14 protein-coding genes are annotated in these 13,274 nt (G+C 72.6%); 5 read left to right on the plus strand and 9 right to left on the minus strand.

The window, feature by feature from the left end; genetic code table 11:
• Window positions 1-54: 54 nt before the first annotated feature.
• Window positions 55-717 (plus strand): GNAT family N-acetyltransferase, encoded by a 663-nt coding sequence (locus tag ACFWGN_RS01650; protein ID WP_377615381.1) that lies wholly within the window; start codon window positions 55-57, stop codon window positions 715-717.
• Window positions 718-798: 81 nt separating this feature from the next.
• Here ACFWGN_RS01650 and ACFWGN_RS01655 read toward each other — a convergent pair whose 3' ends face one another.
• Both ACFWGN_RS01655 and ACFWGN_RS01660 read right to left on the minus strand, forming a co-directional pair.
• On the minus strand, window positions 799-2,826 hold the full coding sequence (locus ACFWGN_RS01655; protein WP_377615382.1) for a penicillin-binding transpeptidase domain-containing protein: 2,028 nt from the start codon (window positions 2,824-2,826) through the stop codon (window positions 799-801).
• A 183-nt stretch (window positions 2,827-3,009) separates the two neighbouring features.
• A complete protein-coding gene (locus ACFWGN_RS01660) occupies window positions 3,010-4,215 on the minus strand; it encodes a MalY/PatB family protein (RefSeq protein ID WP_191805408.1) in 1,206 nt (401 codons plus the stop codon).
• Window positions 4,216-4,284: 69 nt separating this feature from the next.
• On the opposite strand from ACFWGN_RS01660, the gene ACFWGN_RS01665 reads away from it, so the two are divergent.
• Entirely contained in the window at window positions 4,285-4,509 is a 225-nt protein-coding gene (locus ACFWGN_RS01665) for a hypothetical protein (RefSeq protein WP_377615383.1), read from the plus strand.
• 60 nt (window positions 4,510-4,569) lie between these two features.
• Here ACFWGN_RS01665 and ACFWGN_RS01670 read toward each other — a convergent pair whose 3' ends face one another.
• From ACFWGN_RS01670 to ACFWGN_RS01695, 6 genes are all read right to left on the minus strand, one after another.
• Window positions 4,570-5,409, minus strand: a complete 840-nt coding sequence (locus ACFWGN_RS01670) for a DedA family protein (RefSeq protein ID WP_377615384.1) — start codon at window positions 5,407-5,409, stop codon at window positions 4,570-4,572.
• 169 nt (window positions 5,410-5,578) lie between these two features.
• Window positions 5,579-7,270: a polyamine aminopropyltransferase gene (locus tag ACFWGN_RS01675; protein WP_377615385.1), complete on the minus strand. Its 1,692-nt coding sequence runs from the start codon at window positions 7,268-7,270 to the stop codon at window positions 5,579-5,581.
• A gap of 2 nt (window positions 7,271-7,272) precedes the next feature.
• Window positions 7,273-7,497 carry a DUF350 domain-containing protein gene (locus tag ACFWGN_RS01680; RefSeq protein WP_191805411.1) on the minus strand — a complete coding sequence of 75 codons (225 nt, stop codon included), beginning with the start codon at window positions 7,495-7,497 and terminating at the stop codon, window positions 7,273-7,275.
• Between the two features lie 93 nt (window positions 7,498-7,590).
• Complete coding sequence (locus ACFWGN_RS01685) at window positions 7,591-8,328, minus strand: hypothetical protein (protein ID WP_377615386.1); 738 nt, start codon at window positions 8,326-8,328, stop codon at window positions 7,591-7,593.
• A complete protein-coding gene (locus ACFWGN_RS01690; protein WP_377615387.1) occupies window positions 8,328-8,684 on the minus strand; it encodes an S-adenosylmethionine decarboxylase family protein in 357 nt (118 codons plus the stop codon). Before ACFWGN_RS01690 ends, ACFWGN_RS01685 begins: the two co-directional genes overlap by 1 nt.
• Before the next feature lie 124 nt (window positions 8,685-8,808).
• A complete protein-coding gene (locus tag ACFWGN_RS01695) occupies window positions 8,809-9,135 on the minus strand; it encodes a sulfatase-like hydrolase/transferase (RefSeq protein ID WP_377615388.1) in 327 nt (108 codons plus the stop codon).
• A 70-nt stretch (window positions 9,136-9,205) separates the two neighbouring features.
• Between ACFWGN_RS01695 and ACFWGN_RS01700 the strand changes: the two genes are divergently transcribed.
• Window positions 9,206-10,489 (plus strand): SulP family inorganic anion transporter, encoded by a 1,284-nt coding sequence (locus tag ACFWGN_RS01700; RefSeq protein ID WP_377615390.1) that lies wholly within the window; start codon window positions 9,206-9,208, stop codon window positions 10,487-10,489.
• On the opposite strand, the gene ACFWGN_RS01705 is transcribed toward ACFWGN_RS01700, so the two are convergent.
• Complete coding sequence (locus ACFWGN_RS01705; RefSeq protein ID WP_377615391.1) at window positions 10,476-11,651, minus strand: serine hydrolase domain-containing protein; 1,176 nt, start codon at window positions 11,649-11,651, stop codon at window positions 10,476-10,478. The two genes, ACFWGN_RS01700 and ACFWGN_RS01705, sit on opposite strands and share 14 nt — an antisense overlap.
• A 95-nt stretch (window positions 11,652-11,746) precedes the next feature.
• Between ACFWGN_RS01705 and ACFWGN_RS01710 the strand changes: the two genes are divergently transcribed.
• Together ACFWGN_RS01710 and ACFWGN_RS01715 are read left to right on the plus strand one after the other, a co-directional pair.
• Complete coding sequence (locus ACFWGN_RS01710) at window positions 11,747-12,163, plus strand: hypothetical protein (protein WP_377615392.1); 417 nt, start codon at window positions 11,747-11,749, stop codon at window positions 12,161-12,163.
• 37 nt (window positions 12,164-12,200) lie between these two features.
• On the plus strand, window positions 12,201-13,202 hold the full coding sequence (locus tag ACFWGN_RS01715) for an LLM class flavin-dependent oxidoreductase (protein ID WP_377615393.1): 1,002 nt from the start codon (window positions 12,201-12,203) through the stop codon (window positions 13,200-13,202).
• Window positions 13,203-13,274: the final 72 nt, after the last annotated feature.

A 13,274-nucleotide genomic window follows, 5' to 3' on the forward strand; every position in this document is an offset into this window, starting at 1 on the left:
CAGGCCGAGTACCGTCAGCGGCAAGCTTCGGCCGCGCTCCAAGGAGACCCTGTCGTGACGACACCGCCCGAGAACGTCACCGACGAACCGAACGACTTCGTCGACGCAGGAGTTCTCGAGGCGGGGCCCGTGCGTCTCGAGCCTCTCGACGTGCACCACGTCGACGACCTGTGCAAGGCAGCCGAGGGGGACCGGACCTCGTTCGGGCTGACGAGCGTGCCGCACGGCCGGGAGCAGACCTGGGAGTACGTGCAGCGCGCCGTCGCCGCACGGCAGGTCCGCCAGGCCGTGCCTTTCGCCGTGCTCGACCGGCAGACCGGCGTGGCCGTGGGGACCAGCCGGTTTTGCTACCTGGAGTTCTGGAGGTGGTCCGACACCGACCGGCCCCGAGCCCCGGATCAGCCCGACGCCGCACAGATCGGGTACACGTGGCTGGCCGCGCACGCGCAGGGCACGGGGGTCAACCGATGGGCCAAGCGACTGATGCTGGAGCTGGCCTTCGAGACATGGCGGCTCGGCCGCGTGACCCTCCGCACGGACGCGCGCAACACCCGGTCCCGGCGAGCGATCCTCAGCCTCGGTGCCACGTTCGAGGGCGTGCTGCGCGCCACGCAGGTGGGGTACGACGGGCAGATCCGTGACTCGGCCTCCTACTCGGTCCTCGACACCGAGTGGCCGCGCGTCCGCGACGAGCTCGATCGCCGGCTCCAGCGTTGAGCCTCCCCCGGGAGGCGTCGCCCTGGGCAGCTTCGGTGGCGACGCCTCGGCAGGTCGACCGGCAGCCTGCCGCCGACGCGGCTACTCCTCCGTGTTCGGTGCGTCCAGGAACGCCTGCATGAGCGGCCCGGCCGTGCCCGAACCGCTCTCCCCGGTCTCGACGAACACCGCGACCGCGAGGTCGCCCTGGATCGCGATCATCCACGCGTGCGCCTGGCTGCCGTCGCCGTACTGGGCCGTGCCCGTCTTGGCCGCGACGTCCCCGGGCAAGGTCTTGAGCGCGACCGCGCTCCCGTCGGTCACGACCGAGCGCATGAGGCTGAGCAGGGTCGCGGCCTCGTCCGCGGTGAGCGACGACGGCGTCGGGGTCTCGTCCGCAGCAGCGGTCACCTCGGGACGGACCAGGACGGGCGAGACCCGCGCGCCGTGCGCGACGCTCGCGACGAGCGTCGCCATGCCGAGCGGCGACGCCTCGACCTTGCCCTGGCCGATGATCGAGGCGGCGTGCTCGGTCCCCTCGGCCGACGCGGGCACCGAGCCGAAGAACGCGGGGGCGCCCAGCTCGGACTCGACGCCCAGGCCGAGGTCCGCGGCCGCGTCGTGCAGGGCCTGCTGCGTGACGGCGTCGCGCTGGGAGATCATCGCGGTGTTGCACGAGTTGGCGAACGCGGTGCGGAAGGGCACCTCGCCGAGCGCCGACGTCGGGTAGCCCGGGACGTTCTGGAACTCGCGCCCGTCCACGGAGAGGGTCGGCGTGCACGACACGACCGACTCCGGGGTGAGGCCCGTGCGGAGCATCGCGAGCGCCGAGGCGACCTTGAACGTCGAGCCGGGCGCGTACTTCCCGGTCGTCGCGGTCGAGGTCCCGTCCCCTCCCGGGCCGCTCGCGGCAGCCAGGACGTTGCCCGTCGAGGGCTCGATCGCGACGATCGCGCTCGCCGAGGGCACCCCGGCCAGGACGGACTCGGCTGCGACCTGCATGTCGGTGCGGAGCGTCGTGGCGAGCGGCACTCCCGCGACGGGATCGACCGTGAAGACGTCGGTCACGTTCTCCACGGGGTCCGGCTCGCCGTCCAGGTCGGTGTCCTCGCCCGTGTCCTCGCCCGCGCTCCCGTCGCCGACGATGCTCACGGTGATCCCCGGGTTCCCGCGCAGCTGGACGTCGTACTGCCGCTGGAGACCCGACAGCCCGACCGTGTCCCCCGCCACGACCTTGCCCTCCGACTCCTCGACGGCCTCGGCGGTCGCGTCCCCGACACGGCCCAGGATGGCGCGCGCGAACGTGCGGGTCGGCGCGAGGTCGAGCGTCCCCGGGATCACCGAGGCGCCGTCGACGGCCTGGACGGACGCGACGTCGATGCCCGCGGTGTCGTCCTGGCGGACCACGATGGCCTCGACGAACGCCTTGTCGCCCGCGCCCGCGACCTTCTGCGCGTACGCCTCGACGTCGATCCCGACCGCCGCGGCGACCTCGCGCGCGACCGCGTCCTGGCGGGCCGGGTCGAGGTTCATCTTGTCGACCCCGATCCGGTGCACGGGCCGCGGCTCGACGACGGGCGCGCCGTCGCCGCCGAGGATCTGCCCCCGCTCGGCGCGCACGCGCGTCACGGCCAGCCGGTCGCCGTCGGCGAGACCGGGGACCAGGACGTCGGGCTCCCAGGCCACGGCCCACCTCGCGGGCCCGTCCTCGCCCTTGGCGGGCTCCCGGAGCGCCAGGTCGACGGTCGTCTCGTACGTCCAGGGGGCGGCGTCGGTGACCTCCCAGCTGTACGCGAGGGTCGCGGTGGCCGCCTTGCCCTTGTCGTCGCCCTCGGCGACGACCTCGACGTCGGCCAGGGTGACCGTGTGCTCGACCTCCGCGAGGGGCTCGAGGACCGCGTCCCGGTGGGCTGCGACGTCGATGTTGGCCTGGGTGAACGTGACGCCCTCGAAGTCGCCCTCGGCGATCGCGGTCGCGAGCGCCGCGGCCGCGTCCTTGGCGCTGGGCGGGTCCTCGGTGCACGCCGTCAGGACCAGTGCGAGGGTGGGGACGAGGAGGAGGGCACCGAACCGCACGGGTACCCGCGCTCCGGTCGACCTCGTGCTCCGGCGCTGCTGCTCGAGACTCACGTGCTCCCCCTCACGGTGTGCCGGTCGGAGACCGACAGAAACGGCGATCCGGGCGTCGTCGCCCGGAGCGAGGCTAGCCCACCGGGCGCGGACGGGCGTCGTCGGGCACGGCCCTGCACCACCGCACCCCCGAGCCTCCACACGATCCCCGCGGACGCAACGCCACCGCCGCGCGCGCCCCGCTCACCGTCCGGTCGAGGCGTCCTTCGCGGCCTGGCCCATGCGGCGCACGGCCTCGGTGAGCACCTCCTGGTTGGTCGCGAGGTTGAGGCGCACGTGCCCGGCGCCGCCGGGTCCGAAGTGTCGCCCGTCGTTGAGCGCGACCTTGGCCCGGTCGAGGAAGAACCGGTAGGGGTCGTCGGCGACGGAAGACGCGTCGAGCCACGCGAGGTAGGTGCCCTGGGTGGGCTCGTAGCGGACCTGGGGCAGGTGCTCCTCGAGGAGGTCGGCGAGGAGCAGCTTGTTGCGCCGGATGCCTCGCAGGACGGCGTCGAGCCACACGGTGCCCTGGGTGAGCGCCGCGACGTGCGCGATCACGGACACGTGCCCGACGCCGTGCACGACCTCCTCGGGGATCCGCCGCAGGTCGTCCGCTGCCTCGGGGCCGCCGACCGCGACCGCGGCCTTGAGGCCCGCGAGGTTCCAGGCCTTGGAGGCCGACAGGACCGCGATCGAGTCCTCGGCGCCGGCCACGGTCACGATGGGTGTGTAGGCCACCCCGGGCGCGGTGATCGGCGCGTGGATCTCGTCGGACACGATCCGCACCCCGTGGCGGCGGGCCAGCGCAGCGAGGCCCTCGAGCTCGGCGCGCGTGTGGACCGTGCCCGTGGGGTTGTGGGGGTTGCACAGCAGGTAGACCGCGCGGCGACCGCTGCCGGGGCCGGTCCCGTTGAGGGTCGCGCCGGTCGCGTCGGCGAACGCCGCGTCGAGCGCGTCGAGGTCGAGCCGGAAGTCCGCGGTGAGCGGCGCGGTGACGATGCGGCGTCCCTCGTTCTGCGTGAACCCGAAGAAGGGCGGGTAGACGGGCGGGCTGACCACGACCGCGTCGCCCGGCCCGGTGAGCACCTTGAGGACCTCCATGAGGCCGAGCATGACGTCGGGCACCATGCGCGTGCCCTCGGGGTCGAACGACCAGTCCCAGCGGCGCTTGGCGAGGTCGGCGAGGGCCTCGGCGTAGGTGTTGCCGTAGTCGTACCCCGTGTCCCCCGTACGCATCGCGGCCGTCACGGCCTCGATCACGGGAGGGGCGAGCTCGACGTCCATCTCCGCGACCCACAGGGGCAGGACGTCAGGCGCGTAGGCGCGCCACTTGAGGCTGGTCCGACGGCGGAGCTCGTCCTGGGTGAGGGCGTCGAGCGGGTTGTCGGTGGCGAAGGGCGAGGTGGTCACGGATCGAGCCTACGTCGGGGCCCGCGCGCCGACCTGGTACCGAGGTGCCAGGGCCACTACGTTGTCCGGATGGGCTTCCTCGGGTTCTACTCCGTGCTGATCCTTCTCTACGTCGTGGTGATCGCCGTCGTGGCCGTCCTGGTGATCTGGGCGCTCGTGCTCACGATCCAGTTCCTGCGGAGCGTGCTGGCCGAGCGCAAGGCCCGGGAGGTCGCAGCGATGCGTGCTGCGTACGACGTCCAAGGACCGCGGGACCCGCAGGGATATGGCCCCGCGCCCGAGCACCTCGGCTGACCACCGGGTCCGTCGACAGGCACCCGCCGGCGCTGACCCAGCGCCGCCCGCTCCGGCGGCTCAGCCGTCCGTGCGACGACCCGCGCCCACCCGGGACCGCTCGAACACGTCCCTGGGCAGGGCGAGCGTCGTCGTGGGGGTCTTGGTGCGCTGGGCCGCGCCCGGCGCGGAGACGGGGGCTCCGTCGTCGGGCGTGTCCGGGGCGAGGCCGCGCGCGTGCGCAGGCGGCGCTCCCCCGAGGACGGCCTTCGAGACCCGCAGGACCACGAACGCGAGCACCGCGACCGCGACGGCCGCGATGACGATCTTCTGCAGGACGCCCGCATACTCCTCGACGAGGTGCCAGCTCTCGCCCAGCGCGTAGCCCGCGCCCACGAAGATGCTGTTCCAGATGAGGCTGCCCGCAGTCGTCAGGACCACGAACTTGGGGAGCGGCATGCGGTCGACCCCGGCCGGGAGCGAGATCAGGCTCCGGAAGATCGGGATCATGCGGCCGAAGAAGACCGCCATGCTGCCGTGCTTGTGGAACCAGGCCTCGGTGCGGTCGACGTCCTTGAGCTTGACCAGGGGCAGCCACCCGATGATCTTGCGCGTGCGCTCGCGACCCACCAGGACGCCCACGTAGTACAGGGCGATCGCCCCTACGAGCGAGCCGATGGTCGTCGCGACGATCGCCGCGAAGACGTTGAAGCTGCCGCGGCTCGCGGTGAACCCTGCGAGCGGCAGGATGACCTCGCTCGGCAGGGGCGGGAAGAGGTTCTCGAGCGCGATCGCGAGCCCTGCTCCGAACACGCCGAGCGTCTCCATGAGCGACACGGCCCACCCGGCGACACCCCCCAGGTCGGGTTCGCTCGCGGCGGCCGCGTGCACGAGGTCGGCGGGAAGGATCGAGAAGGGCATGCGCAGACTGTAGACGCCGAGGACCGGACAATTCGAACTCGGGCGTGTCACGTGTGGGGGACGTGCAGGACTGCCGTCGAGTGCGGAGTTCTTGTGCGACACGCCGGGCGTTTCGCGCAAGAACTCCGCACTCGACGGCGGGTAGCAGGGACCGGCAGCAGGCGGCGGTTCAGTACCGCCAGCGCGACATGTCCTGCTGGTACGTCCGGTAGATCAGGGGCGAGAGCAACGTCGAGGGCTTCATCTCGACCTCGGGTCCCGGGTGGTCGCCCGCGAGCGTCGCGGTGGCCCGCAGCGAGTCGAGCGTGTGGAAGCGCAGCCCCTCCGGGAGGGGCGTGGCGCCGAAGAGGCGCGCTCCGCCGTCGGGCCCCGGAGACCCGGCAGCCTCACCCTGCCCCGGCGCGGCCGGGAGCGACAGGACGAACCCCCACTCCCCGAACGACGGCACGTTGACCGACAGCGGCACCACGGTCCGGCCCGGTGAGCCCGCGCGGACGGTCGCCGCGACCTGCCAGTAGGCGTTCGGCGTGAAGTACGACGACGTCGCCTGGGTCGCGTACACGCCCCCGGGCCGCAGGTGGTTCGCGACCATGGCGTAGAACTCGGTCGAGTAGAGCTTGGCGATGCGCTCGTTGGACGGGTCGACCAGGTCGACCAGGACCGCGTCGAACGTCTGGTCCGTGGTGTCCACGAACCGGAACGCGTCGCCGTTGACGACCGTGACGCGCGGGTCGTCGAACGAGTGCTCGTTGAGCTCGCTCACCAGACGGTCGGTCCGCGCGAGCTCGGTCACGGCCGGGTCGAGGTCCACGACCGTGACCTCCTGGACGCTCGGGTAGCGCAGGACCTCGCGCGCGAGCAACCCGTCTCCTCCCCCGAGGATCGCCACGGACGCGGGCGCCGCGACCGAGGTGAGCGTCGCGTGCGCGAGCGTCTCGTGGTACCTCGCCTCGTCGACCGACGAGAACTGGAGCTGGTCGCTCAGGTAGAGCCTGACGTCGTCGCCGAACGACGTCAGGACGAGCTTCTGGTAGGACGTCGACTCGTAGTGGACCACCGGGTCCTGGTAGAGCCGCGTGTTGATCGCGCCCTCGATCGCGCTCGACGCCGCGAAGCACACCACGAGGAACACCACCGTGACCCAGCTGAACCAGGTCCAGCGCGTGCGCCGCCCCATGCGCCGCAGCATGAACACCGCGACCAGCACGTTGAGCAGCGCGACCGCGTACGCCGTCCGCATGAGCCCCAGGTACGGGAGCATGACGAACGGGAAGAGCAGCGACGCGGCGAGCGCCCCGAAGTAGTCGAGCGCGAGCACCTTCGACAGCAGGCCGACCGACTCGTCGCGCCCGTGCTCCTTGAGCAGCGCGACGAGCAGCGGGATCTCGACGCCGATCCCCACGCCGATCGCGAGCGAGAGCAGCACGAAGACCAGCCAGTACACCTGGGTCATGCTGAACGCCGCGTAGAGGATCAGGACCGAGCTGCCGCCCAGGAGGGCGAGCGCGACCTCGTTGCGCACGAAGTTGAGGCCGGGGTTCGTGGCCAGGCGCGTCGCGAGCAGCGACCCGATCCCCATGCCGAACAGCGTCAGGCCCGTCGCGACGGAGAACGCGACGACCGAGTCGCCGAACAGGTAGGAGGCGGCCGTGCCGAGGATCAGCTCGTAGATGATCCCGCCGACCGCGACGAGCAGCGCGGCCGCGAACACGGTCGGCTTGTCCATGCTGCGGCCCGACGGCGTCGCGGCGCCCGGGAGCGGGGCGGCGCCCGGGAGCGGGGCGGCGCCCGTGGGCGGCTCGCCCGAGGGGGGCTCGCCCCCGGTGAGCGGCGCGGTCTCCGTCTGCGTCTCGCCGGCCACGGTCAGGAGAGGATCGTCCCCGCGATGATGATCCCGATGGCGATGGCCAGCCCGGCGATCATGATCCCGAAGGCCGTGTTGTGCTCGTCGACGAGCTCGCGGTGCAGGTTGAGCTTGAACAGGTAGTTGACGATCACGATCGTCACGACGAGCAGGACGATGCCCAGGACCGAGTAGACGATCGTGGACAGGAAGGCGTCGAGGCGCAGCTGGTCGAGGATGCTCATGGTTGCTCCAGGTGGTCGGCGGGTCGGTGAGGACGGGTCGTGCTGAAGGTCTGGGGACCGGCGCGCCAGGCGCCGGGCGGTGTGCGGGCCCGGCTACTTGCCGAGGCCGCCGCCTCCGCCGCCGTAGACCGAGCGGCGGTAGCAGGTCTGGTCGTCGTCCTGGGACACGACCTGGTCCGACGGCGCGGCCTGCTCGACGGTCCGCGGCGTGCAATAGGTGTCGTCGCGCGGGCCGCACGAGCTGAACAGCATCGTCGCGAGGACCCCGACCGCGAGGAACGCACCGACGGCCTTGACCGAGACGTTCCGCGGCGCGATCCGCTTGCCGAAGTGGGCCTTCTGCCCCGCGACGTCCAGGACGGTGCCGTGGTAGAGGTCGATGACGCGGTCGTCGAACTTCTCGAGCGAGAGCACCATGTCGTTCGTGCGCAGCTCGGCGTAGGCGACGGGCTGCCCGACCGTCAGGTCGTACGTGAACGACCCGTCGAGCGACCGGATGGTCCCGACGCCCGCCTCGGTGACCGTGGTCCGGTAGGTCCGGCCGCTCAGGGTGACGTTGACGACCTGCCCCTTGCGCAGGCGCGAGGGGTCGAGGTGCTCGGCGCTCTCGGCCGGGCGGTAGAGGGTCACGGCCCGGGTGTAGTGGTCGTACTCGACCCAGAAGTCGAGGTTCTCGTACCCGAGGACCTCCCACTCCTCCCAGTAGTACGTGACGCCGTCGCTGGGGTCCTGCTCGCCGTACACGACGACGCCCTGCGGCAGCGAGCGCCACGGCGGTGCACCGATCAGGTGCTTGCCGAGCGTCATGCGCGCCTTGGGTCGGGGCGCCATCAGAGGAGGGTCCGGACGGTCACGCCTGCGGCGGAGAAGGTCTCGCGCAGCAGGCTGCGCGTGTCCTCCTCGAAGGTGCCCGACGACGGAGCGCGGCACGTCGTGAGGGTCAGGTAGGCGGTGCCGTCCTCGGGCCACGTGTGGACCGCGAGGTGGGACTCGGCCAGGAGCGTCGCCATGCTGAACCCCTGGGGGGCGAACCGGTGCGAGGTCTCACCGAGCGGGGTGAGCCCCGCACGGTCGACGACCCGGGAGATGCAGGTGCGGACGGTCGTCTCGTCGTCCAGGAGCGCGGGGTCGCCTCCGGAGACGTCGAAGACGTAGACGAGGTTGCGGTTGACCTGGTCGGTCGGCACGTGATCTCCCTGGGCTGGCTGGCCGGGTCACGCTAGCGGACGCCCGACGTTCCCGAAAAATGCGGACGCACCCTGGGACACGAGCTCACCCGGCCGCTCGCCGAGCGCGGTCGCCCGTCCAGGCCTAGCGTGAGTGACCGGGGCCACGGCGCGGACGCCGAGGGCCCTTGCAGTGGTTGCGGCCGGTCAGGAACGTCGAGCGCGTCGGCGAGCACAGCGCCGTCGTGTGCCACTGCGAGTAGGTCAGGCCGTCGCGGGCGAGGCGGTCCATGGTCGGCATGCTGATCCGCCCGCCGTAGGGCGACCATGACGCCATGCCCGTGTCGTCGTACAGCACGACGAGCACGTTGGGCGCCCCCGCCGGTGCCTTGGGCGGGAGGAACGCATCCCAGTCCGGGGTCGAGTCCCGGACGTCCAGGTTGATCTCCCCGCTGAACGGCTTCTTCGTCATGTCGCCTCCGTGTCGTCGCTGGTCCGGAGGGCGGCACGCGAGGCCGGGCGCCGGACCGGGTGGTCGAGTCGTGCGGTACGTCGAGGTACTGCAGGAGCGGACGCTCGGCTCGGCGTTCGGCAGCCTCGACCAGGCTGTCCCGGCGACCGTCGCCCTCTCGGCCGGGAGCATCGCGGTGCTCCTGGTGCTCGGACGCGTCGCGCCCAAGGTGCCCGCGCCGCTCGTCGTCGTGGCGGCGGGCATCCTGCTCGTGGCGTTCGCCGGGCTCGCCGACCACGGGGTCGCGGTCATCGAACCGATCCCGCCCGGGCTGCCGCTGCCCGTGCTGCCGGACCTGTCGCTCGTCGGGCCGTTGCTCGCGGGCGCGAGCGCGATCGCGATCATGGCGTTCCTCGAGACCGTCTCCGTGGGTCGCGGGGTCCGCCGGCCCGAGGAGCCCCAGATCGATCCCGACCAGGAGCTCCTCGCCAACGGGGTCGCGGCCGTCGTCGGTGCGTTCTTCCGCGCCATGCCCCCGGCCGGCGGCTTCTCGCAGACCGCGGTCAGCCTGCGGGCCGGTGCCCGGAGCCAGGTCGCGGGCCTCGTCACCGCGACCCTCGCGATCCTCGTCGCGCTCTTCCTGGCCCCGGTCCTCGACGACCTGCCGCAGGCGACGCTCGGCGCCATGGTGGTCGTCGCGACCGTGAGCCTCATCAAGGTCGGCGACTTCGTGCTGCTGTGGCGGATCAACCGCGTCGAGTTCGCGGTCGCGGCCGTGACCACGGCGATCGGCCTGGTCGCGGGGCTCCTGCCGGCCGTCGGGGTCGGTGTCGCGTTCACGCTCCTGCTCGTGCTCGTGCTGCGCGAGCTCGACCAGCCTCGCGTGGTCCCCCTCGTCCGGACGCCGCAGGGCGGCTGGGCCCCGGTCGAGCGCGGCACCACCCCCGACGACGACGCGACCGACGCCTCGGCCGTGACCCGCGAGGTCGACCGCGAGGCCGCCCTGGAGTCGGGCGTCGCCCCGGGCGTGCTCGTCCTGCACCTCGACGCAGGCCTCTACACCGCGAACACGCGACCCACGGTCGAACGGATCCTGGCCGTCGCTCGCGCGAGCAGCCCGACGCCGCGCGCCGTGGTCCTCGAGGCCGGGGCTCAGCGCGGGATCACCTCGACCGTCCTGGACGGCCTCATGGACCTCGACCGACAGCTCGCGGGGATCGGCTGCACGCTCGTGCTGGCCCGGGTCCCGGCGACGACCTTCACTGCCGCCCAGGCGTCGCCGTGGTTCGCTGCGCTGTCCGCCGACGGGCGGGTCCTGCCGAACGTCGACGCCGCGGTCGCGGCGGTCCAGGCCCTGCCCGCTACGCCCCGGTGATCAGCGCGTCGAGGCGCCTGATCGGGTCCCAGGCGCCGTCCTCGCTGTTGGACACGACCGCGACCGTCACCCCGGCCGCACCGCCGCGGCCGGGGTAGTGCCGCACGATCGCGCTCGACCCCGTGTTGATCCCGTCCTTGGAGAACGACCGGACCGTCCCGTCGGCCGTCACCTCGATCTCGAGGCCGAACGCGAAGTGCACGGCCGCGGCCTCCCCCGGCCCTGCGCCCTCGATCTCGTGGTGCAGGGCCTGCGGTGTCAGGAACGCGGACGTGAGGTCGGGCGGCAGCAGCTCTCCCGCCCGCACGGCGTCGAGGAAGCGGATCAGGTCTGCCGCGGTCACGTGCGCGCCGCCGTCGGGCGAGCCGATGGGCGGGTAGCTGTAGATGTTCTGCCGCCAGCCCACGATCGGGGGCGTGTCGCCCTCCGGGGCGGCAGCCTCGCCGAGGGACGCGGCGCCGTCGGGCACCCGCTCTTCCAGGACCGCGGGAGCCTCGGCGCGGACGGGCTCCCAGCCCTCCGCGACGTCCGGGACCGCGTCGCGCATGTCGAAGAAGCCCGACGACGTCATGCCCGCGCGCGCGAAGACGTGCTCGCGGACGTAGTCGCGGTAGGTGAGGCCCGTGGCGTGCTCGAGGGCCAGGCCCGCCAGGACGTAGCCCACGTTGCAGTAGCGGCACCCCTCGCCCACAGGGAACGTCGGGGTCTTGTGGACGAACTGCGGCAGGAAGTCCGCGGTCTGCGTGACCGAGTAGCTCGGCTTGTCGACCCACAGGGCCTCGTAGGACTCCCCCGCCTCCTCGTCGGCGTCGTCTGCGATGCCCGAGGTGTGCGAGAGCAGGTGCCGCAACGTGACCTCGCGCGGGATCCGGGTGCCGTCGAGGTCGACGTGGTCATGGATCGAGGCGTCCAGGTCGAGGCTCCCCGCGGCGACCTGCTGGAGGACCGCGACCGACGTGAAGAGCTTGGTGACCGAGGCGACGTCGAAGCGCGTCGAGGCCTTGACGGGGACACCCCAGCGCCGTGAGGCCACGCCGTAGGCCCCCTCGAAGAGGGTCCCGCCGTCCTGGGACACGAGCACGACGCCCGAGAGCTCGTCCCGCGCGGCGGCCTGCCGCAGGTGGTCGTCGAGTGCGGCGAAGGCTGCTGGAGTCGGGGTCATGCCCTCGACGGTAGGCCTGCCGGGTCGGGGTAGGCCAGGGAAAAGCCGTCGCGTCGCCCGCCCGCGGCGACCGTGCACGCGTCTAGGGTGGGGGCGTGCGCCCCCGCCTCGTCGCCACCCTCGTCTCCGTCGCCGCCGTCGGTGGGCTCGGCGCCGCCTGCGGGGTGGTGCCGGACACCGGCGACGCCACGGCGCCGACCGAGCCGCTGGGACCGGCCGCGGTCTATCGCGACGTCGGCTCCGATGGCATGGACGCGCTCCTCTCGGGCGCCGTGAGGATCGACGACGGCTGCCTCTACGTCGAGGGGCCGGAGGAGCTGGGGAGACTCCTCCCGTACTTCCCCGTCACCGGCACCGCCTGGGAGGACGACGCCCTGGTCTGGAACGGTGAGCGGTACGTCGACGGCGACCCGATCTCGCTCGGTGGCGGGGAGGTCGGTCCGGGTGGCCTGACCGACGCCGTCGCCCCGAAGGGGTGCGAGGATTCCCCCGCATGGCTCGTCGCCCCCTGACTTCCCCAGAAGCCCGACCGTTCGAAGGAGAACCACCGTGCCCCGTCCCCGCCTCGGCGTGATCGTCCCGCGCGACCTGCCGATCGCCGACCTGCTGCCGTTCGCGCTGCGTGCCGAGGAGATCGGCCTCGACGAGATCTGGGTGGTCGAGGACTGCTTCTTCCGGGGAGGGATCGCACAGGCCGCGACGATCCTGGCCCGGACGCAGTCGATCCGCGTGGGTATCGGGATCCTGCCGGCTGCCGTCCGCAGCCCGGCCATGACCGCGCTCGAGGCAGGGACGCTCGCCGAGCTCCACCCCGGGAGGCTGCTGCTGGGGATCGGTCACGGGATGCCCGGGTGGATGCGGCAGATCGGCGTGTGGCCCAAGAGCCCGCTGACCCTGCTCGAGGAGACCACGGGCGCGGTCCGTGCCCTCCTGCACGGCGAGCGTCTCAGCGTCGACGGACGCTACGTACAACTCGATGATGTTGCGTTGTACAGCCCTCCGGCGGTAGCCCCGCCCGTCCTCAACGGGGTGCGCGGACCTCGGTCGTTGGAGGTCGCGGGCCGCGTCGCAGACGGCACGATCCTCGACATGCCCGTGACCCCCGAGTACCTGGCGACGGTCCGCGCGGCGGTCGAACGAGGCCGGGCCGCGGCGGGCACGAGCGCCCCGCCCGAGCACACGCTCGTCGCGTTCAGCCTCGCCGTGGTGCACGACGACGTCGCAGCGGCCCGCGAGATCGTCCGGCCCGCACTGGCCACGTTCGGCGCCGCGGACTGGACCGCGCAGATCGACCCGCTCCCGTTCGCGGCCGCGTTCCGGGAGCTGCGCGACTCGACGCCGACCCCGCAGGAGTTCTCCCGGGCGCTGCCCGACGAGTGGATCGACCAGCTCGCGATCGTCGGGCCCCCCGACGTCGTCCGGGCGCGGCTGTCCGCGCTCGAGGCGAACGGGGTCAGCAGCGTGGTGGTCGTTCCCACGAGCCCCGACCCGGACCGGCCCGACGACCCGTTCGCGGCGCTCGACGCGCTGGCGCGGGTGGTCCGGGACTGAGCGTCCTGGTTGCACCTCGCGCGCCGAGAAGTGAGTTGATGCCCCTGATCCGCGCGGATCAGGGGCATCAAC

This window comes from Oerskovia sp. NPDC060338, from assembly GCF_042726295.1.
Classification (GTDB): domain Bacteria; phylum Actinomycetota; class Actinomycetes; order Actinomycetales; family Cellulomonadaceae; genus Oerskovia; species Oerskovia merdavium.